Consider the following 21,028-nt stretch of genomic DNA (forward strand, 5'->3'; position numbering starts at 1 on the left):
CGAAACGAAGGAGCCCGACCGTGACCAGAGACGACGGCCAGTCCTCGACGAGACAGATCGGTCCGATCGCGGTGCTGCTCTCCCTTGTCTACGGGATTCTCGCGGCCTACATCTTCTGCTTCTCCGGATCGTTTGGGCGCCTCGGCGAGTACTGGTGGTTCGACATCGCGCTCATCACCATCACCATCACGGCGTCGCTCTCACTGGCCTATGTCAGCCTGCTGCTCATCTCCTATGTCCGGCAGAAAACCGTCGACCCCGGCGACCCCACGGACTTCACCTGGCACTTCCTCATCCCCTGCCGCGATGAGGAGTCCGTCATCGCCGAGACCGTCTCGGCCGCACGGACGTCCTTCCCCACCGCGCACATCTGGGTCATCGACGACGCCAGCGAGGACGCCACCGCCGCCATCGTCACCGACATCATGGACGTCGACGACCGTACCCACCTCATCTCCCGAGTTCTGCCCGAGGCACGGACGGGCAAGGGGAAGGCGCTCAACGCGGCCTATCGCTCGGTGTCCGGATTCGTCGGCGCAGACTCCGCCGACCGTGCCCGCGCCGTCATCGGAGTCCTCGACGCCGACGGGTTCCTCTCCGACAACGCCCTGTCAGTGCTCTCGGGCCCGGCTGGCTTCGGAGACGAGACCCTCGGCGCGGCGCAGCTCGAAGTGTGGATGAAGAACCGCGGCGACAAGCGGCCGCGTCCAGGACGCAATTGGTTCCTCAACCTCCTCGGCCGGTTCCTCATCCGGATGCAGGACATCGAGTTCCGCACCTCGAACTCGGCGATGCAGCAGCTGCGGGTGACTACTGGGACCGTCGGCATGGGCGGCAACGGACAGTTCACTCGCCTCACCGTCCTCGACGCACTCACCGACGACCATGGAGAACCGTGGGGAAACAAGCTCAGCGAGGACTACGAGCTCGGGCTCAATATCCTTACCCGCGGATTCCGCAACGGCTACTTCCCGCAGGCCCATGTGTCCCAGGAGGCACTGCCCCATTTCCGCAGACTCCTCACGCAACGCACGCGGTGGGGACAGGGAATCATGGAGTGCGCATCTAATCTGCCTGCTCTGCGCAGGAGCCGCGTCCTGAGGTTCCCAGGGTTCGTCGAGATCCACTATTTCATGAGCCAACCGTGGTTGATGATGCTCAATCTCCTGCTCATCCCGATCGTCACAGCCGTCGCGATCGCCCAAGGATTCTTCGGATTCGTCAGTGATGCCGCGACCTGGATCATCGTCCTCACCGGGCTCGTCTTCGTCGTTCTCCCTTATGCCCTGTGGGGCCCGCTCTACCGACGGTGGGGGCCCGAACCCATCGGTCGGACCGCCTCGGTGCTGCTGGGATTGGGGTACCTCGTCTACGTCTACTTCACCTACTTCTACTATCCCCGCGCGATCGCCCGCATGGTCACCGGCCGGAATTCGTGGGCGAAGACGAAGCGCAACGCCGACGACGTGCTCGTCACCTCGACCTTCACCCCGGCGGCACTGCAGGTCGTTCCGCTGCTCGACCAGAACAGCCTCACCGAACTCGCCGAGGAGCTCGAAGGCAGGGACGAGTACGCCGAGGAGATCGTGTCCCGGTTCGCCCTCATCTGGCCGCGCCGTCTGGCGAATCTGCAGCAGGCCGTGGCCGCCGAGGACGTGCTGGCCACCAGCGATGCGATCGCCAGCATCCGGGTGTCGTCGACGATGGTCGGAGCACGCCGACTGCAGGTGGCTGCCGAAGACTTCACAACCTTGGTCGAGAGCCGCGAGTTCGATGCCGCACGTGCTGCACTGCCGCGATTGTCCCGGGTCGGCGACGACACGATCGTCGAGATCCGCTCCCGTTTCCTCGATCTGCCGACCCGCGGTCAGCACTGAGATCCGGGCTGCGCTGCCCACCGGCACCCAGCCACTGAACCGGGCGATCAGCGCGGTCGACTCACTCTTCGTCCATCGCCTGCAGGAACTCGCGGAGCTCGCGTGGTTTGAACGGTTTTGTGAGGAACGCGTCGGCTCCGGCTTCGAGGCTGGCGTCGCTGTCACGTTGCGTCGCCCGGGCGCTGATCACCGCGATCGTCGCCACGGTGCGGGGTCGGATCTGCCGCAGGAGTTCAAGACCGTCGATATCGGGCAGTCCGAGGTCGACGGTGATGAGTGTGCGTTCGGCTTCGTCGAAGAGTTCGAGTCCGAGCTTGCCCGTCGCCACCGATTCGACGCTGTATCCGCTCTGCTCCAGCACGACCTCGAGCAGCCGGCGGATATCGTCATCGTCTTCGATGACCAGTGCGTTCTTCGATTCCATACCGAACCATTCCCTTACGGCCGGCTCAGTCGGCCGCACCTGGACTCCTGCGTTCGCTTCATAGCTTAGTCTTCCCCGTAACGGCAGACGCGAGATTTCCGTTGCCACCGAGCACCTGATTAACTATGGAACGATCGTTCAGACCTCGTTCCCAATCAGCTCCTGGAGGCAGTCATGGCCACTTTCGAACTCTCACCCGAAGTGCGCTGGTCGGATCAGGACCTGCTCGGCCACGTCAACAACGCACGGATGATCACCCTCATCGAGGAATGCCGCGTGCGCTGGATGCACGAGATCCGGGCCGGACACATCACCGGCGGCGGACTGCTCGTCGCCCGCCAGACCATCGACTACCTCGTGCCCGTCATGTACGGCCCCGAACTGAAGATGACGGTGACGGTGAAGAAGCTCGGCAACTCCTCGTTCACCGTCAACACCCGCGGTGACCAGGACGGACGTCAGGTCTTCGACCACGACTGTGTGCTCGTCCACATCGATCGGGACTCGCAGAAGCCCACTCCGCTGACGCCCGAGCTGCGCGCAGTCTTCGAACCCTACCTTCAGGACTGAGGAGCGAACCGATTCACGCTGACACCTGGCCGCGCAACCATGGCCGATTCGTTCAAGCCGCGCCACCAACCGTCCGCATAGTCTGAAGTCATGAAACTCGACGCGATCTCCATCATCACCGCAGACATGCCCGCCGCCATCACCTTCTACTCCGCTCTCGGTCTCGAACTCGCCGACGGCGGCCCGGACGCCCCACACACCGAGTTCTCCTCCGGATCCCTGCGGATCCTCCTCGACACCGAGGCGGTCGTCCTCGGCATCGATCCCGAATGGACCCGCCCGACCGGCGGAAACAAGATGTCCTTGGCTTTCGACTGCTCCACCGCCGAGGCGGTCGATGCGACATTCGCCAAGCTCACCGGGCGCGGCGACGGGGGAAGCGATCCCGTGGCAGGAATCGTTCACGAACCCTGGGACGCGTTCTGGGGACAGCGCTACGCTGTGGTCTCCGACCCCGACGGCAACACGGTCGACCTCTTCGCCGCCCTCAACTCCTAATTGCTACCCGACGGCGGCCCAGCAACCTGGCGCGAGGTTGCTGGGCCGCCGTCGGGTAGTTCTGGGTGGGGACGAACTTACGGGACGAACGCCGGGTGCGCCCTCACCCGATGAGCGAGCGCTCGTCCCGCCGCAGGTGAGCGGCATCGGCATACCCGACCTCGGCCGCGGCCGCTGTCCGCGACCGCCCCGCATCGATGAGGTCTCGCGCGGCCTGCCAGCGCAGGATCTTCGCCAGGTGCTTGGGCCCGTAACCGAACCATTCCGCGCTCAGCCGGCGCAGCTGGCGCGGTGAATACGCGAACTCCGCGGCCGCCTCGGTGACGGTCTGGGCCGGCGAACTTGAGCGCACATCCAAGGCCCGAGCCAGGGCCATCGGACGCGGATCCAGCGGAGCTCGGTCCGCCAGACCGCCGGCCGTGTCGAGCAGCACCCGGGCAGACCCCGTCACCGAGGCGGCCCCGCCCTCACCGGCATCCCCGACCTCGGCATGCCTGCCGCCGATGACAGCGTCGAGGGGCGTCACCCGATCGGCCAGCTCCCCCGCCGAGGTGGTCAACAGCTGCGCAAGCACGCCGGAGTCGAATCGCAGGCCCACCGTCGGTGTGGCCGAACCGTGGAACATCCGTGCCGTGGAATCGGCACCGGCGATATGGATCTGCGAATCGATGACAATGAGGTCCATACACCCGTCGGGCACGATGAGCGAGGGAGCTGGAGCATGCACGGCGTCCGGCCCGAAGGCGAGGTTACCCCGGTCAGGGTCAGCCGCCTTGGTGAGGGAATCGGCCTTGTCGGGAACGGAGACCCACAGGCTCGCCCGCAGGCGCGGGATCCGGGTTTCGCGGTACACGGACTCGGCCTCCTGACGCTCTCGGCGGTAAACTCGTCTGTGTTCATCTGGTGCGGGCGGCGCGATCTGCCCCCAGAATAGCGCGCGAATGGCCCCAACAGAGGGCCGCACGACTGAGCTCACGGGAAGGAATGATGGCTGCAGCATCCTCGGCGCCGGTATCGGCGCGCAGGCAGGCTCGCCATGTCACTGTCTTCCTCGATGTCGATGGCGTCCTCAACTCCTACCCGGTACCCAAGCTGCGCGGCATGGCCGAGGGGCGAAAGAAGCTGCACGCGTGGCACTACGAACTCCACTACCGGCCGTCCGTCGTCGAATTCTTCGACCGCATCGTCGAGACCCATGAGGTCGACGTCGTCTGGCTGTCGACCTGGTCGCAGCGATGCAAGTCCGAACTCGAACCGAAATTCGGTCTGCGCAACTCCTTCGACGTCATCGAAATGCCCGATGAGACGCACAACCGCTTCGCTCACGATCCGCAGCAGTGGTGGAAGGCCCGTGCCATGGAGGACTGGCTGGCCACCCACGAGCACGGGCGTGCGATCTGGATCGACGACGACCTGGCGTGGCCGGCCACCCGCGATTACTTCCTCAAGCACTACTCGCCCAACCGCCTGAAACTCATCGCCCCGGACTTCGCCCACGGCCTGACGAAAGCCCATCTCAAGGAGATCCGGGAGTTCGCCTACCCCAAGACCGACGCTCCAAGGACCATCGACACCAAGCTCGGCGGCCCAAAGACCAGCGATCCGACGACATCCGACCCGAAGGGAACTTCATGACGCGCATCGGCCTGCTCGATTCCGGACTCGGACTCCTCGGCACCGCCGACGCGCTGTTCAACCTCGCCCCCGACGCTGACCTCGTCCTCGCCATGGACCCGGACTTCACCCCGTACGGCAGCCTGAGCACCGAGGCCCTCGAACAGCGGGCCCTGCATTCGGCCGGAGTGCTCGCCGAATGGGAACCCGACGCCATCGTCATCGCCTGCAACACCGCCTCGGTGCAGGCCCTCGAGGCCGTCCGCGCCCGCTACGAACCGGCCATCCCCGTCATCGGCACCGTGCCTGCGGTGAAGATGGCCGCCGGCACCGGCCAGGACTTCGCGATCTGGGCGACACCGGCGACCACGGGCAGTGAGTATCAGCAGAACCTCATCGACTCCTTCGCCGCGGACCTGCACGTGGCCAAGATCGCCTGTCCCGGACTGGCCGAGGCCATCAACGCCGCCGATCTGGACAAGATCGACACCGCCATCGAGGATGCCTTCACCCGGATGGGACCGGGAATGGAGACCGTGGTGCTCGGCTGCACCCACTACGGACTCGTCGCCGACCGCATCATGGCCGCCCGAGCCGGAGCCCTCACCGTCTTCGACTCCCCCATGCCGGTGGCCAAACAGACGTTGCGCCGCATCGGCCTCGAACCCGCCGGAGTCGGCGAGGATCAGCCCGGCACCGGACGCGTGCTCGCGACCTTCGCGTCCGGCCGACGCGTCAGCCTCCCCCAGGCCTTGGATGCCTACCCGGCCGGCAAACGACTGCTCGCCCGAGAGGCCTGAGCTACGGTTACTCAGCGGCGGAAAGCGGCCACCATCGCACTCGCGCTGGAACCGAGCATTGTGGCGTCGTTTCCGACGACGGCATAGTCGTAACCCTCATCGACGAGCTGTCGAGCCCGCTCGCCCGAGCCCGCTGCTATTCCACACGGAATTCCATGAGCCTTCGCGGCGTCCAGCACGGTGCGGCTGGCTCGTGCGAGTTCAGGACTACCGGGTTCCACACCAAGTGCAACTGACAGATCCGCGGGCCCGACAAACACCGAGTCGACTCCCGCGGCCAGTATTCCTTCGACATCGGCGACGCCCTCCCCTGATTCGATCTGCACGACCAACGCAGCTGTGTTTGCTTCCAACCGGTAGTCAGTTTCCGGATCGACTGCCCAACCCCCGGCACGAGTCGTCGGACCGAAACCGCGATGACCCCGAGGCGGAAAATGCGCTGCGGCTACGAGTTGTTCCGCCTGCTCGGCATTGTCGACATGTGGCACCAGAACTCCCCGAGCACCAGCGTCAAGACTTCGCTGAACCCACTCGTAGCCGTGAGAGGGGATCCGAACCAGCGATTCGATCTTGAGTGCCTTTGCCATTGCCAAAAGTCGCGCCGCGGATTCGATTGACATCGGCGAATGTTCAAGGTCGATGACGACCAAGTCGAAGCCAGCGATTGACATAAGCTCGACAGATTCGATGACGGGGAACTTAAGAAACGTTCCCACCTCGACTTCGGCACCGAGGCGGCTCTTCAGCGTATTCATCGAGGAAAGTCCTCAGCATTGACAACCCAGCCATTGTCGGCGAAGTCATCGCGCGGCGGACTGAAGAGGTCGATCATGAGGTTCAGCCCTTCCCCGACTGCACGACTGGTGTGCACTGTCGGCGGCGGAATGATCGTCAGAGACGGGCCGTCAACGGTCACATGCACATCGTCCCGCCATTGGCTCTGCTTCGTCGTCCAAGGTGTTCGGATGTGGTGCTTCCACGTTCCTGTGAGTGTGAGCGAACCTTGTTCGAAGTCATCGTGGTGGTGCGGCGACAATTTTTCCGGATCGCGCGGCCCGACTTGATCATCGAGGAAGTTGATCATCAGAGTATGTGTCCTGAAGATCGTGCCGAAGCGACCTTCTTCGGGAGGATATTCGGAGAGCGGATAGGCTTTGAGCTCCCTCGGGGCTGGGCTATCTTCTGAAAGGCGAGTGACCCGCGGATGCGGCTGAGCGTAGGACTCAGCGTTGGCTGCTGCCGGTGCTTCATCGGTCATGATGTCTGAGACCGCCACGATAGTGCTTTGTTCATTCGCCGACACTGCCGCTCGACCACGTGGAACAACAATAATTCCGCGCTCTCCGAGGCGAACGCTGGTCTGCTTAATCGCAACGTCGATCTGGGCCGGACCGTCGTCGACGATGAGGACGCATCCACGCTCTCGATCGAGTTCAAGCTCGGCTCCAGCGTCCATCTCAATGTATTCGACGAGGAAGTTCTGTCCGCGAGCTGCCCAGATCTTGACTCCGGAAATCGATATGTCAGCTGTGTTCGAGTCTCGGAACAGGTGCGTCTCCGGAGCAGCGATATTTTCGCCTCCCAGCGGCGAAGCTGCTTTTTGCGTCAGGCGAGAACGGGGATCGGATGTGTCGTACATAGTGGTTCTCCTCAGTCGTCGATGCCAAACAGCGTGCGCGGGTTGGTGTGGACGATCGCCCGGAGGTCGTCCTCCGGCAATCCCAGGTCAAGTAGTCCTTCTGCTACTCGGATGAACCCGTCGACTGGCCAAGGGAATCCCTTCTGGCCGAGATCAGATCCCAGGAGAGTGTTCTCCGCACCGAGGACCGTGATCCATTCGAGCAGCTGCTCGAGAGGCCATCGCATCTTTGCTCCCGGGTCGTACATGTGAAGTTCGTGTTCGACCTTGGCACCCATGTCGATGAACTTTCTGCACTGTTCCGGTTCAGCTCCGATAACGAAGTCGGGGTGGGAAACGACAAATTTCCTGACGCCGCGCTTGCGTGCTTCGGCAAAGCAGGCCTCGATGTAGTCCGGATGCAAGTGCCCGCCGTTGAGAACTGCGTCTTTTTCAGCGATGAGGTCGAAGATCGGCAACAGCTCTGGCACCACGTTTCCATCAGAATCAACGACCTCGATGCGATGTGTCGTGACTTCGACCATTGTCGTCGGAAATCCTTGGGACTCAGCATGGTTGTCTATGTGCCGCCCCGACGAGACTGTCGGCAGATAGACGACCTTGCCGCCCAAGCCGAGACACATTTGAACTTGCGCAAGGTTGAGTCCGCCGATGCTCGAGTTGAGAGCAACGGCACCGATGACCTCCGTCGGCACGTCCTCGAGCAGACTTCTCTGTGCGATTACGTCCATCTGCGTATTGTGGTGGTGGCATTTGAAAACCATCGCCCGCATCCGCAGCCTGTCCCATCCGTCTCGAGCTCCGGTTGCGGCATCGAACTCGCGCGGCATCGCCGACGGAGCGGGATGGCAGTGTGGGTCGATCAAGCCGTCGAGCAGATCAAAGACTCGCTGATTGGTCATATTGACATTCCCTTCGATAGTTCACCGCATTGTCGCGGTGAAGTCGGTCGGTGGCTCATCGCGGCCGACCGTTCAGTTCGTGCAGTAGCTGGGAGCTTCACGCTCTGGCACGGCCGAGATCATCGGCGGTGTAGTTCATATTGATTCCCTTGGTTTCGGGGAGCACCCACACTGCGATGAGGCAAGCGGCACTGCAAGCAACCATGATTCCTGCCGTCCACAATGGCCCACCTGACCACAGGTAAAGTGCAGCAGCGGCAGCCGGCGCAGGCGCAGCCAACAAGGCAGTCGAGATCTCGCGGGAAAGCGCCACTCCGGTATAGCGGAATTCAGCGGGGAACAGCTCGGTGAGATAGGCAGCTTGTGCGCCGGTGACAATGTAGACACCGAAGACCATGAGGATGTGGCCGCAGTAGAGGAATAACACCGATCCCGAATCAAGCAGCCAGAAGAAGGGGAAAGCCGTGACAATTCCGAGAATCGAGACGATGATGTAGATCGGCTTTCGGCCGGCCTTATCCGTGAGCCAACCGGTGATCGGAACTAGGACGATTGCCAGGGCCGAGGCGACCAGCGTGCCGAGAATTGCGGTTTCGCTGCTGTAGCCGATTTCTTTTGCGTAGCTGATCGAGTACGTCAAGCTGACGTATCCGTTCCATCCGATAGGCGCGGTCAGAAGTACTCCGAGGATCAGACGCTTAGGAGTTTTCCGAAACACTTCAGCAAACGGGAGAGAACGAGCGGTCCTCTCATGCTCGAGCTTCTCAAAGACAGGCGATTCCGAAATGCGCATACGGAAGAAGAGTCCGACGAAGACAAGCGCAATGCTGACCAGGAATGGAACACGCCACCCGAAGCTCTCCACCCATTCGGCGGGTGCGGAAAATACGACAGTGGCGACAAGCGCGGACAGTACCACTCCTGCGTAAATCCCGATCCCGGGTATTGATGACCAGTACCCGCGTCGATTTGCGGGAGCCATTTCACCGATCATCACGAACGCGCCGGCATATTCTGCTCCCGCGCCCAGCCCCTGAAGTAGGCGCAGCACCATAAGGAGGGTCGGCGCAAGCAAGCCTGCGGAAGCGAAAGTCGGGAGTATGCCGATCATCGTGGTTGCGCCGCCCATGAGCAGAAGTGTGCTCACCAATGCGGCCTTCCGCCCAAAGCGGTCACCGATGTGCCCGAAAACCACAGCTCCGAGCGGACGGGCGAGGTAACCGACTCCGTATGTGGCGAAAGCGGCAATCGTGCCAATTGCTGCTCCCACCTCAGGAAAGAAGATTGTGGGGAAGATAATCGCTGCCGCTTGGGCATAGATCATCACGTCGTACCATTCCAGCGTGGTGCCAATCACCACAGCTGGCACCAGACCGTTGCGCGACTGCTTCCATGCAGTGGCATCGTGTCTGTCCGCTCGCGGGTCATATGTCGCTGCTGGATGTTCAGCCATAACCATTGTGTCCTCCACGCTCCATCGCGTTGATCAAAATGTTCACATTGAGATTAGCCAGTTCACAATGCACACGTCAATAGCGAGGATCGAATCATTTTGCCCTTGACTGGCAGAATAATGTGCGAATAATGAACACTATGACGAATTACGAAAAGGGGACTTCTCTCTCCTCAGCGCACACCCACACAGCTCTTCCCGGAGCAGACCCGCAGGCCGGCGGCCCTACCGACATCCAAGCGGTTGGCCGCACAGCGCAGATACTTGCTTTACTGGGTCCGCATCGCGAACATCTAACCGCTCAGTCCACCGCAGAATTAACGAAACTCAATCGGACTACCGCTCATCGATACCTGTCGTCGATGGAGCAAGCTGGGATTCTCGAACGAGATGGGTCGACTTATACGAGCGGTCCGCTGCTCTCGCAGTTGTCGTCCTTTCATCTCGGGAAGAAGCAGCTGATGTCGGTCGCTCCCCCGAAAATGGCGGAACTCGTCCGCCAGACAACTCTCACCAGCGCCCTGAGTGTCTACGGAGCGAACGGCCCCGTGGTCGTCCACGTAGAGGAGAATCGCTCGAACGAAGTGCTTCTGACTGTTCCGCTCGGCACACAGCTCGATTTATTCTCCGCACATGCTCAAGTTTGGGTCGCGTTCGGAGCCGATCAGATCGCCGCGAACAGAGTCATCAATATGCTCCCCCAGTCGCATCGAACTGAGCTCGAATCACTGATTGAACAAGCTCGCGACTCCGGACTGGGTCTGCGAGCGCTCAACGATTCAGGGTACGTCGCTGTCGCCGCCCCCATCTGGTCCGGTACAACATTGCGCGCCACGGTCGCCGTCGTCGGAACACCGATCCTGCTTCCAGCAGATCGCGAAAGCAACGCCGCAAGAACTCTTCGGCAATGCGCAGAGTCAATTTCCAATGACCTGGGGCAACTCAAGTCTTCGCATTCAGCTGGCTGACTCCGCCTCCTCCGCGTTCCCTCCGAGCCGGGTCTTTCCGCGCCATAACGGCGTAGAATAGACCAGACAGTCAATCGTCAAAGGAGGCGATTCGACATGTTGGCGCTCAGTATCCTCGCCGCACTTGTCGCACTCGGAGCAATCACGCTGGGTAACAGCCTGAAGATCGTCAAGCAGTACGAGCGCGGGGTGGTCTACCGCCTCGGCAGAGTCAACGCCGAGCCCCGTCCGCCCGGAATGACCGCGATCGTCCCCTTCGTCGACAAACTCGAGAAGGTCAACCTCCAGATCGTGACCATGCCGATCCCCGCGCAGGAGGGCATCACCCGCGACAACGTCACCGTCCGCGTCGACGCCGTCATCTATTTCAAGGTCGTCGACCCGCGCAAGGCCGTCGTCGACGTCGAGGACTACCAGCTCGCCGTCGGCCAAGTCGCGCAGACCTCGCTGCGTTCGATCATCGGCCAGAGCGAACTCGACGATCTGCTCACCAACCGCGAGCGCCTCAACCAGGGCCTGGCGATTATGATCGACAGCCCCGCCGTCGACTGGGGCGTCCACATCGACCGCGTCGAGATCAAGGACGTGGCCCTGCCGGAGACGATGAAACGCTCCATGTCGCGCCAGGCCGAAGCAGAACGCGAACGCCGATCCCGCGTCATCATCGCCGATGGTGAGCTGCAGGCCTCGAACAAGCTCGCCAAGGCCTCCGAGGCCATGGCCCACACCCCGTCCGCCCTGCAGCTGCGTCTGCTCCAGACCATCGTCGAGGTGGCCGCCGAACGGAATTCGACCTTGGTCCTGCCCTTCCCCGTCGAGCTCCTGCGCTTCCTCGAGAACAACACCCCGACTGCTCCTCCCACCACCGGGGCGGGCGCGAAGTCGACCACGGAAGCAGGAGTCACACCCACCACGGACACCCCCGCCGAGGCGGCCGACCGGTCCGGATCGGACACGACGTCGAGTGCCCCGGCTGACCTCGACGCCATCGTTCAAGCCATGTCCGAATCGCTCAAGCTCACCGGGCTGATGCCCGAGCAGGAGCGTGTCACCTCGGACATGCCGGAGCAGGAGCGGACCACCTCGGATTCGGCCGCACGATCCGACTCCGCCGATCAGGAGGAGCACCTCGGGCACGCCTGAACCGTCGCACCCCGGCCTGTGACCGCCCTGGATCCGCCCACCGACCGCCCCCGGCGCCGTCTTCAGCGTCTGTCCAAACCGGAGGACTAGGCTGTGGGCATGGACCTCAAGCGCACTGGAAGAACACTCATCGTCAACGGCGTCATCGCCCTCGTGATGGGTGCGCTGATGATGGTCTGGCCAGGCACCTCCGCCGAGGTGGTTGTGCGGATCTTCGCCTGCTGGCTCGCCGTCATCGCCATCTCCTCCCTCGTCTTCGCACCGCAGGGAGGCCGCACCGGCAGCATGGTCACACGCGCGGTCCTGCTCATCCTCCTCGGTGCGCTCATCTTCTTCACCCCGATGCTGTTCGCGTCCATGGTCACCGTGCTGACCGGATTCGCCATCATCTTCTTCAGCTTCCTCGCTCTCACCATGTCCTTCTTCATCCGCCGGATGGGAGTCAGGACCTGGTGGGCACTCACCGTCATCGGCGTCCTCGGCATCATCCTCGGCGGCTTCTTCCTCTTCGCCCCGGGCGCCGGAGTGACCGCGCTGATCTTCACCCTCGCCGGGTTCATCATCCTCGTCGGCATCGCCCTCATCGCTCTGGGCCGTCGACTGCGCAAGGTCGACAGGCAGATGAAGTCCGATCCGCATCGCAATCGTCCTGACGACGACGGTGGCGGCGATGTCATCCGCGGGGAGATCATCGACTGACTCCAGCCGCCTCGGCGAGCTTTTCCCCTTTCGACAGAGCCCGGATCCGCACATCTGCGGGTCCGGGCTCTGTCACGTACCCGCTGTTCACCAATTCACATACCAAAGTCGGCCCGAAGTGGTCATTGTCACAACATGACTTTCCGTCTCCGCCACACCCAAGCGCCCGCCTCCCGCAACGATCCGCCCAAATAGCATCTGACCTGGAACATTGCGTGAACGGAAGGCGAAAAGTACCGAGTGTGCATGAGCATTTCGCACCGCTCGGAATCGGAGTTAACCGTGCATTCATCTTCTCCGTAACCTGGCGGTCATCCGCCCTGCGAATCATGGAGGCAGACAGACACTGCCACATCGACTGAAATTCGCGAGGAGAACGAATGACCCAGGTTCTGGCACCGGAGCGCCACACTCCGCCACCTGCCGTCGGCCGCAGCAACGACCGCCTCTGGCATCTGGCCTTCGGCGGCCTGATGGCGATCACCCTCATCGCCTTCACCCTGTGGTCGCTCGACTTCGTGGGCCGGGACGCACCCCGCATGGTGCTCATCACCACGGTCATCTTCGGCGCCTTCATGGCCTTCAACATCGGCGGCAACGATGTCGCCAACGCCTTCGGCACCTCCGTCGGCGCCGGCACCCTGACGATGAAGCAGGCACTGCTCATCGCCGCGGTCTTCGAGGTCAGCGGCGCGCTTCTGGCCGGCGGTGATGTCACCGACACGATCAAGAGCGGAATCGTCGACCTCAGCGGGGTGGCGATCGACCCGATGGACTTCGCGTTCATCATGATGGCGGCCCTCCTCGGCGCGGCAGTGTGGCTGCTGGTAGCGACGCGGATGGGCTGGCCGGTGTCGACGACGCATGCCATCATCGGCGGCATCATCGGTGCATCACTGACGATCGGATTCGTCACCGGCACCGGCGGATTCACCATGGTGCAGTGGTCCGAGGTCGGCCAGATCGCGATCTCCTGGGTGCTGTCTCCTGCCCTCGGCGGACTCGCCGCGTTCGTCATCTACGGGCTGATCAAGAAATACGTGCTCGGCAAGTCGCTGTCGCACACGCTGAAGCCGCATATGCTCGCCCCGGTCTCCGCAGCCGAGGGACCCGTCGACGCGCAGATCGACGCCGCCGCCGAGGATGCCCCCGTCGAGGGAGGATCGATCGGCACGCACTCGGCCCTGCAGCGGTGGGTTCCCCTCATCGCCGCCGTCGGCGCTGTCATCATCACCGCAATGCTGCTGTTCAAGGGACTGAAGAACCTCGACATGAGCGTGACCACGGTCGGCGGCCTGCTCATCATGGCGATGATCGGCGCGGCCGTGTGGCTGGCAGTGTTCGTCTTCGCCAAGACCCTGCGCAAGCAGACTGTGCCCCGTGCGACGTACATCCTGTTCTCCTGGATGCAGGTGTTCACCGCCTCAGCATTCGCCTTCAGCCACGGTTCGAACGACATCGCCAACGCCGTCGGCCCCTTCGCCGCCGTCCTCGATGTGCTCCGCACCGACAGCATCAGCGGCGAGGCGAGCGTGCCGTTCGCAGCCATGCTCACCTGCGGCATCGCCCTCATCGTCGGTCTCTGGTTCATCGGCCGCAAGGTCATCGCAACGGTCGGCACGAACCTCACCGAGATCCACCCGGCCTCCGGATTCGCCGCCGAACTCGCTGCCGCGGGAATCGTCATGGCCGCCTCGGTGAGCGGCCTGCCGGTGTCGTCGACGCACATCCTCATCGGTGCGATCATCGGCGTCGGCCTGGTCAACCGTTCGGCGAACTGGAAGCTCATGAAGCCGATCGCATTGGCCTGGATCATCACCCTTCCGGCCGCAGCGGTCATCGGTTCGGTCGGCGTCATCGCCCTGCGCACCATGATGGGCTGACCCACTGGCACGAACGCTCACACGCGTTCGCCGGACTCCGTTCGACACACGGCTTCGAACGCATCCGCACGTCCGCCCTGCCGACTTCCACACGAAGTCGGCAGGGCGATTTTGTCCGAACCCTGGTCTCGGCAAAGCTCCCTGTGCTATCTTGTTCCGCATGGGAACATTGAACAGCAGCGCAATGACTGCGCCTTGCTTCTTTATTCGTCACCGCAGCGCCTGACAGCGCGCCTGACGAATTCTTCTGCGATCGGCTGACCGACGACAGTCACCCTGATCTGCTCTGCAAGCGCGTTGTCCTCCCGGAGAGCCATCGGCATCCGGGCGATGCGACAATCGGCTGATCCCTTTCCGATTCACTGACCACTTCGATCATCATGATCGACCGGGTCTATACGAATCGATCAGACTCACCATCATTGCGCTGCCTCGGGTGCCTCCATCTTCCTTTTGGAGCACATCCCATTGCGACCCCACACGTCACGACACCGTTCGACACGCAGTCAGTCCCATTCGCTCTCGGCCCCGCGGTCACAGCACGGCGGGCGGCATGAACTCGGCCAGAACTTTCTGCGTTCACCCACCACCATCGACACGATTGCGAGCCTGGCTCGTTCCACCTCCGGACCGATCATGGAGATCGGTCCCGGGGATGGGGCAGTCACTTCCGAGCTCTACCGGCTCGGTCGAAAGCTCACACTCGTCGAACTCGACGAAACGAGGTTGGATCACCTTGAAGACACGTACCCGCGGGCCGAGGTCCGGCACGCCGACATCCTGACCACCCGGCTCGACCGGCCGGTCGTCGTCGGCAATCTGCCGTTCCACCTCACCACCCCCATCCTCCGCAAACTGCTGCGTTCCGGGCGCTGGCAGCGGGCGATCCTGCTCACCCAATGGGAAGTGGCCCGCAAACGCGCCGGCATCGGCGGATCGACCATGATGACCGCGCAATGGACCCCATGGTTCGACTTCCGCCTCGTCACCCGCGTCCCCGCCGACGCGTTCACCCCGAAGCCCAGCGTCGATGGCGGCATCCTCACCATCGATCGCTGTCCCACCGGATCGATTCCAGACAATGCTCGATCCGAATATCAACAGTTCGTCCGTTCGGTCTTCACCGGTCGCGGGCGAGGAATGAAAGGAATCCTCTCGAAGATGAGCATCACCGATCATCGCACTCTGCAATCGACCATGGACCGCAACGACATCAGAGGAGACATCTTGCCCAAAGATCTCACCCCCGACCAGTGGACCGGACTGTTCACCGAACTGGTCACCGAAACAGATCACAAGGATGCGAAGAAGGGAAAGACCATGCGAAACAGCAAAGCACCCAAACAGAACCCCATCACCGAGGCGGCCCCGCAGACACCGTTGATCACCGGGGAGATGCCCATCGTCGGCGCCAAACCGGCGACCGAGAAGCTACAGGCTTCCATCCCGGGCACCGATCCGAAGGCGAAGAGCCATGACAAGGGTCATCTGCAGGCCGAACGCGGTTTCATGAATCAGCATCAGAAACCGCAGCAGCCCCAGCCGAGGTGGAACCTGCCGCGCAGGTGAGTCCCCGATGCTCCGGTCCGACGTTTCCCCGTCGGACCGGAGCGTTGTCCGGCCCGTGCTCCTCCATGCCGATGCGCCGACGGACCACGACACCGGCGACTCCTCCGTCTTCTCCGGAAGTTCATCTTCGCCGACTGCCGGCGCTCGTAGACTGAAAACAGCAGGTCCACGCACTGCGCATTCGGTCGAGAGGTCAGCCGGAATGGACAATGAACACGGCACGCACATCAGACGCTTCATCAATGGGTGGTGTCCTGGTTGCGAAGAGAGCAGCAGCCTGACACCGGGTCGACTCAATTCCGACGGAACCATCGAATTCCGCACCTGTGTCGACTGTGGGGAAACCGTCGAGGACCACGACCCCCGATTCTGGTCATCGGCCGCCGACGCCGATGAAGAAGGACTCGTCTAGATTCCTCCTCCGCCGGCCACGGAGGTCACCAACGCAAAGGTCGTGTCAGACCCTCCATCTACACTGAAATCACGTTCGCGAGCTGTGGCCATCGGTACCTGGCCGGCCACACGGCAACCCGTCATCGACCGGGTGCCCCAGGGGAAGAACGGGCCCGCGCCGACCGCTCGGGCAAGCTTCGATCCGGGTCAGCGCTGCGCAGGCGCGCCCGAGAAGGACGGTTTGCCATGTCCGCAGACTTCAACGACTCCGCCGACTCCCACAACCACTCCGAGAACCGCCGCAGGGCCGCCGAACAGTGGCCGGGCTTCGAACCCGAGGTTGCCCTGCACTGGTCGAAAGTTCTACTCCACCACTCCCCTGACCCGCAACGCGCCGGCATCAAAGCTCAGATGAGTTCGGCGATCAAACGGGGCATTCCGATTGCCGGACCCGGCTGGGTGAGCACTGCCGATGCGGCTCGCAGTGATGGCTTCACACCGGTGCTCTATCAGACCCTGTTCGACACGCTGCAATCCATTCCCAGAACGGCATTCCGGTCCCACCCGGGACATCGGCAGAACGGGCACGGAACCTACCTGCCCGGCACCCCGTATGAATCAGAACTCTGGTGCGACTGGCCGAAGCTCTTCCTCGCCGAAGGTTTCGACGCTCACGCAGCCACGACGCTGATCCTGCTGCGTGCTGAACCGAATTTCCCACGCCCGCGAAGCAACAACTGAGCAGAGGGTCTTTGACCTCACCGAACCCAAACACCACTGCCGGTCGGATCAACAGATCCGACTCGGTCAGCTCGCCGAGGAAGCCACGCGCAGATACACGGCCGCGGCGAGCGCGGAGTCGATCGTCTCCTGCTTCCCTCCGATATCCACGGTCACGACTTCATCGGTGTGATCGACGACGTCGAGCGCGACATCGGGCAGCACCCCCGCCTCGGCGAGCTTCCCGAGAACAACAGGATCAGCATCGGAGACCCTCAGCACCGCATAGGATCCGGCTGCCGCCTCGGCGAGCAGGGTCGGAATATGGGAATCGACGGCACCGTCGGCACCCGGAATGGGATCGCCGTGCGGGTCGGACGTCGGGTGGCCGAGGAACGCGTCGATGCGGTCGATGAGCCGATCGGAGGCTGCATGCTCGAGGATCTCGGCCTCGTCATGAACCTCGTCCCAGCCATAGCCGAGCGACTTCACAAGAAACGTCTCGATGAGCCGGTGCCTGCGCACCATCGACAGGGCGATCGCCTTGCCCTGCTCGGTGAGCACCGGTGGCTTATATGGGACGCGGGTGATGAGACCGAGTTCGTCGAGACGCTTGAGCACCTCGGTGACATTGGCCTTCGTCGTGCCGAATCGGTTCGCAAGTTCGGTGGCCGTCATCGGGTCGCCGCCCCATTCCTGAGCCGACCAGATGGCCTTGAGGTAGTCCTGGCTGACCTCGGAGACTTCACCTGCACGCATGCCCCCAGTATCCCATGGACGCGTCACCGCGCGTCGACACTTCACCCGAAGTGGGAGATCGGACACAGATGTTCCCAAACGATTACCACCGACCCACCCCATCGCCGAGGCGGCCCTGACAAAATCTCAATCATGACCTCCCAGCCCATCCCCTCCGACTCGGTTCACCCAACCGACAACGCCGACCAAACAGGGTCGGTTCGGCCCGCCATCCCCGACGGCCCCTCCCTCACAGACGGCTGGTCCCCGTTCCGTGCGCTCCGCCGCTGGGCGAAGGCCCGCAAGCCGGCATCCCGACCAACAGCACGGCGAGGGCCGACGACCCCGGACAACCCGCGAACACGATCAGAGGGAATCAACGCAACCGGCCTGTTCCGCCCCGGCGAGATCGAATACGTGCGGCTGCGGAGCCTGCCGCCGTTCGACACCGATCTGCTCATCCTCACCGACCAACGGATCATGCGGGTGCGCACCGATGCTCAGGGCTCCATCGCCCAGCTTTCGGAGGCGGCCGCTCGGCAGGTCAGCGCCGTTCAAGCAGAGGATTTCCGCGGACGCGCGACCGTGACCGTAGAGCTGCACGTCGGATCGTCGATGCGGCTGGAGGAGACCATCCCCACCGAGGCGCAGCGATTCGTCGACACTCTCACCGAGGTGGCCGCTCGCTCCCGGGCATGATCCCTTCCACCCTTCGGGCCCGTTCGATCCGGCTCCCGTGCCGGGCCCGGCTGGACAACCCGGCAGCTTAGTCAACTTCCTGAAAAGAGGGGGTGCTGTCTTTGTGAAAATCCTCCAACCGTAGAATAGATCGGGCCCATTTTCGGGCCCAGTCCACTTTTGTCTACCGGAGGTCGATGCGTGCAGGATCCGAACGAAGAGAAGTTGAAGCGCCCAGTCGTCGAGCGTGAGCGATTCGGCGGTACCGACCGAGCTACGAGAATCAGCAGGGACGTCGACCCCGAGAAGCGCGCTCCGATCGACAGCACGGAGATGAGCAAGGGCCCGGAGGAGCTCTCCGACGAACGCGGCTCCCGGGTCAACTGGCGAGTCTTCATCGTCGCCTCTCTCATCATCCTCGCGTTCTCCGTGTGGGCGATGATGATGCCCGACTCGGCTCAGTCGACCATGAAGACGGCTGTGGACTGGATCGCAGAGAACCTCGGTTGGTTCTATGTCGTCACCGTCACCGTCGTCATCGGCTTCGTCCTCTGGGTGGCACTGTCCAAGGAAGGCGGCGTCAGGCTCGGCCCGGACCACTCCCGCCCGCAGTACAACCTCTTCACTTGGGTCGCGATGCTCTTCGCCGCAGGCGTCGGCATCGACATGCTCTTCTACTCGGTGACCGGACCGATCACCCAGTACCTCCACCCGGTCAACGCCTCCCCCGAATCGGCGGCAGCCGCTCAGGACGCCGTCGTGTGGACGATGTTCCACTACGGCATCGCCGGCTGGTCGATGTATTCGCTGCTCGGCATGGCGATGGGCTACTTCGCCTACCGCTGGGGCATGCCCCTGTCGATCCGTGCGGTCCTCTACCCGCTGCTGGGCAAGCGCGTGCGCGGAACCACCGGTGATGTCATCGACATCTTCGCCCTTGTCGGCACCGTCTTCGGCGTGGCCACCTCGATGGGCATCGGCGTCGTCCTGCTCAACGTCGGGTTCGCCACTCTCTTCGGCCTCGAAACCGGGCTGGCCCTGCAGATCGCGCTCGTCATCGTGGCCGTCGTCATGACCGTCGCCGCCTGCACCTCTGGCGTGGACAAGGGCATCCGCCTCGTCTCCGAGCTCAACCTCTGGTCGTGTGCGGCGATGATGCTCTACATCCTCGTCACCGGCAAGACCGCCTTCCTGCTCAACGCCATGGTCGAGAACATCGGCCGCTTCATCTTCACCCTGCCCGAACGCACGCTGTCGACGTTCGCCTATGTCGACGGCGGCTCCGAATGGATGGGCGGCTGGACCCTGTTCTTCTGGGCCTTCTGGCTCGCCTGGGGTCCTTTCGTCGGGCTGTTCCTCGCCCGCATCTCCCGCGGCCGCACGCTGCGTGAGTTCGTCATCGCTGCGATCACTGCCCCCGTGATCTGCGACTTCATCATCGTCACGATCTTCGGCAACTCGGCCCTGTCCGAGGTCTTCAACGGCAACGACGAGTTCGCGAAGACGGCCATCGCCTCCCCGGAACAGGGCTGGTACGACCTACTCGAGATGTTCCCGGGAGCGACGTTCCTCATCGGCCTGGCCACTCTGTCCGGACTGCTCTTCTACCTCACGAGTGCGAACTCCGGTGCCATGGTGATGTCGAACTTCTCCTCCTCGATTCCGAATCCGGAAGAGGACGGAGCCAAGTGGCTGCGCATCTTCTGGGCCCTGGTCACGGCAGTGCTCACAATCGCCATGCTCGTCGCCGGCGGCGTGACGACGATGGAGTACGCAACGCTGATCTTCGCCCTGCCGGTGACGATCATTGCCTACCTCGTCATGGCCTCGTTCTCGAAGGTGCTGCGCATGGAGCGCGCCGAACGCGAAGGCCGGACCCGTCGTCGCCGCACCACGGCCGCCCACGGTGGACGTGCTCCGGAGAAGACCTGGCGTCAGCGACTGGCGACCCTTCGCTCCTACCCGACGAAGAAGTCCGTCGAACGCTTCGTCGCCGAGGTGGTCGGACCGTCCCTGGAAGCCGTGTCCAAGGAGTTCCGCGAACTCGGCTACACCGTCGAACACATCCAGACCCTCGACGAAGACACCGAGATCACGACGAACACGCTCAATGTCGACATGGGCGAGCAGCGCGACTTCCACTACGAGGCCGCAGCCATCGAGGCGAATGTGCCGTCATTCGGTGCCCGCAACGCCCCACGAGGTGACGACAAGTACTTCCGTATCGAGGTCTTCACGCAGACCGGTTCGGAAGGATACGACCTCATGGGTCTGAGCTCACAGCAGATCATCGATGACGTGCTCGACCGGTACGAGAACCATCTGTCGTTCCTCGCCTACTCGCACGAGCACTCGTTCCAGTCGGTCGTCACTCCACCGACACCGCCGACCACGGATTCGATTCCGGCGGTGCCCACTGAAGCCGACGATGTCGAGAACATCGAGGAACCGAAGCACTGA

At 62.9% G+C, this 21,028-nt stretch carries 21 protein-coding genes and 1 riboswitch; of the genes, 14 read left to right on the forward strand and 7 right to left on the reverse strand.

Annotated features, from left to right (window positions below):
- Positions 1-20: 20 nt before the first annotated feature.
- A complete protein-coding gene (locus HIM68_RS12025) occupies positions 21-1,877 on the forward strand; it encodes a glycosyltransferase (protein WP_367647521.1) in 1,857 nt (618 codons plus the stop codon).
- A 61-nt stretch (positions 1,878-1,938) separates the two neighbouring features.
- On the opposite strand, the gene HIM68_RS12030 is transcribed toward HIM68_RS12025, so the two are convergent.
- On the reverse strand, positions 1,939-2,301 hold the full coding sequence (locus tag HIM68_RS12030) for a response regulator transcription factor (RefSeq protein ID WP_172172469.1): 363 nt from the start codon (positions 2,299-2,301) through the stop codon (positions 1,939-1,941).
- Positions 2,302-2,475: 174 nt separating this feature from the next.
- Between HIM68_RS12030 and HIM68_RS12035 the strand changes: the two genes are divergently transcribed.
- Positions 2,476-2,871 (forward strand): thioesterase family protein, encoded by a 396-nt coding sequence (locus HIM68_RS12035; RefSeq protein WP_062860664.1) that lies wholly within the window; start codon positions 2,476-2,478, stop codon positions 2,869-2,871.
- 90 nt (positions 2,872-2,961) lie between these two features.
- Entirely contained in the window at positions 2,962-3,369 is a 408-nt protein-coding gene (locus tag HIM68_RS12040) for a VOC family protein (protein ID WP_172172471.1), read from the forward strand.
- A gap of 103 nt (positions 3,370-3,472) precedes the next feature.
- On the opposite strand, the gene HIM68_RS19365 is transcribed toward HIM68_RS12040, so the two are convergent.
- Positions 3,473-4,222, reverse strand: coding sequence for a helix-turn-helix domain-containing protein (locus HIM68_RS19365; RefSeq protein WP_172172473.1), 750 nt, complete (start codon positions 4,220-4,222; stop codon positions 3,473-3,475).
- 134 nt (positions 4,223-4,356) lie between these two features.
- Between HIM68_RS19365 and HIM68_RS12050 the strand changes: the two genes are divergently transcribed.
- Complete coding sequence (locus tag HIM68_RS12050) at positions 4,357-5,004, forward strand: HAD domain-containing protein (RefSeq protein ID WP_172172475.1); 648 nt, start codon at positions 4,357-4,359, stop codon at positions 5,002-5,004.
- Positions 5,001-5,783 (forward strand): glutamate racemase, encoded by a 783-nt coding sequence (locus tag HIM68_RS12055; RefSeq protein WP_172172477.1) that lies wholly within the window; start codon positions 5,001-5,003, stop codon positions 5,781-5,783. The genes HIM68_RS12050 and HIM68_RS12055 overlap by 4 nt, the downstream gene beginning before the upstream one ends.
- A gap of 11 nt (positions 5,784-5,794) precedes the next feature.
- Here HIM68_RS12055 and HIM68_RS12060 read toward each other — a convergent pair whose 3' ends face one another.
- The 4 genes from HIM68_RS12060 to HIM68_RS12075 all read right to left on the reverse strand — a co-directional run bounded on the left by HIM68_RS12060 (position 5,795) and on the right by HIM68_RS12075 (position 9,777).
- A complete protein-coding gene (locus HIM68_RS12060) occupies positions 5,795-6,538 on the reverse strand; it encodes an HpcH/HpaI aldolase/citrate lyase family protein (protein WP_172172479.1) in 744 nt (247 codons plus the stop codon).
- Positions 6,535-7,422 carry a hypothetical protein gene (locus HIM68_RS12065; protein WP_172172481.1) on the reverse strand — a complete coding sequence of 296 codons (888 nt, stop codon included), beginning with the start codon at positions 7,420-7,422 and terminating at the stop codon, positions 6,535-6,537. Before HIM68_RS12065 ends, HIM68_RS12060 begins: the two co-directional genes overlap by 4 nt.
- A gap of 11 nt (positions 7,423-7,433) precedes the next feature.
- Entirely contained in the window at positions 7,434-8,324 is an 891-nt protein-coding gene (locus HIM68_RS12070; RefSeq protein ID WP_139906716.1) for a DUF6282 family protein, read from the reverse strand.
- Between the two features lie 97 nt (positions 8,325-8,421).
- Positions 8,422-9,777, reverse strand: a complete 1,356-nt coding sequence (locus HIM68_RS12075; protein ID WP_172172483.1) for an MFS transporter — start codon at positions 9,775-9,777, stop codon at positions 8,422-8,424.
- Positions 9,778-9,917: 140 nt separating this feature from the next.
- Here HIM68_RS12075 and HIM68_RS12080 point away from each other — a divergent pair, with 140 nt between their 5' ends.
- The 7 genes from HIM68_RS12080 (at position 9,918) to HIM68_RS12110 (ending at position 17,173) form a co-directional block, all read left to right on the forward strand.
- Complete coding sequence (locus HIM68_RS12080) at positions 9,918-10,745, forward strand: IclR family transcriptional regulator (protein WP_172172485.1); 828 nt, start codon at positions 9,918-9,920, stop codon at positions 10,743-10,745.
- Between the two features lie 96 nt (positions 10,746-10,841).
- Positions 10,842-11,888: a slipin family protein gene (locus HIM68_RS12085; protein WP_172172487.1), complete on the forward strand. Its 1,047-nt coding sequence runs from the start codon at positions 10,842-10,844 to the stop codon at positions 11,886-11,888.
- A 99-nt stretch (positions 11,889-11,987) separates the two neighbouring features.
- Positions 11,988-12,587 carry an HdeD family acid-resistance protein gene (locus HIM68_RS12090; protein WP_172172489.1) on the forward strand — a complete coding sequence of 200 codons (600 nt, stop codon included), beginning with the start codon at positions 11,988-11,990 and terminating at the stop codon, positions 12,585-12,587.
- 380 nt (positions 12,588-12,967) lie between these two features.
- Entirely contained in the window at positions 12,968-14,470 is a 1,503-nt protein-coding gene (locus HIM68_RS12095; RefSeq protein ID WP_172172491.1) for an inorganic phosphate transporter, read from the forward strand.
- A 468-nt stretch (positions 14,471-14,938) separates the two neighbouring features.
- Complete coding sequence (erm, locus tag HIM68_RS12100; RefSeq protein ID WP_172172493.1) at positions 14,939-16,039, forward strand: 23S ribosomal RNA methyltransferase Erm; 1,101 nt, start codon at positions 14,939-14,941, stop codon at positions 16,037-16,039.
- A 202-nt stretch (positions 16,040-16,241) separates the two neighbouring features.
- Positions 16,242-16,451 carry a hypothetical protein gene (locus HIM68_RS12105; protein WP_172172495.1) on the forward strand — a complete coding sequence of 70 codons (210 nt, stop codon included), beginning with the start codon at positions 16,242-16,244 and terminating at the stop codon, positions 16,449-16,451.
- 73 nt (positions 16,452-16,524) lie between these two features.
- A riboswitch (SAM riboswitch) is annotated at positions 16,525-16,635 on the forward strand.
- Positions 16,636-16,678: 43 nt separating this feature from the next.
- Positions 16,679-17,173, forward strand: a complete 495-nt coding sequence (locus tag HIM68_RS12110; RefSeq protein ID WP_172172497.1) for a hypothetical protein — start codon at positions 16,679-16,681, stop codon at positions 17,171-17,173.
- Positions 17,174-17,239: 66 nt separating this feature from the next.
- Here the strand turns inward: HIM68_RS12110 and HIM68_RS12115 are convergent, their stop codons facing one another.
- The gene (locus HIM68_RS12115; RefSeq protein ID WP_172172499.1) at positions 17,240-17,911 is read right to left on the reverse strand and encodes a metal-dependent transcriptional regulator; all 672 of its coding nucleotides are present in this window, start codon (positions 17,909-17,911) and stop codon (positions 17,240-17,242) included.
- A 132-nt stretch (positions 17,912-18,043) separates the two neighbouring features.
- Here HIM68_RS12115 and HIM68_RS12120 point away from each other — a divergent pair, with 132 nt between their 5' ends.
- Complete coding sequence (locus HIM68_RS12120; RefSeq protein ID WP_172172501.1) at positions 18,044-18,589, forward strand: hypothetical protein; 546 nt, start codon at positions 18,044-18,046, stop codon at positions 18,587-18,589.
- Positions 18,590-18,769: 180 nt separating this feature from the next.
- Positions 18,770-21,028, forward strand: coding sequence for a choline BCCT transporter BetT (gene betT, locus HIM68_RS12125; RefSeq protein WP_172172503.1), 2,259 nt, complete (start codon positions 18,770-18,772; stop codon positions 21,026-21,028).

The organism is Brevibacterium sp. CT2-23B, from assembly GCF_013168765.1.
GTDB lineage: Bacteria > Actinomycetota > Actinomycetes > Actinomycetales > Brevibacteriaceae > Brevibacterium > Brevibacterium sediminis.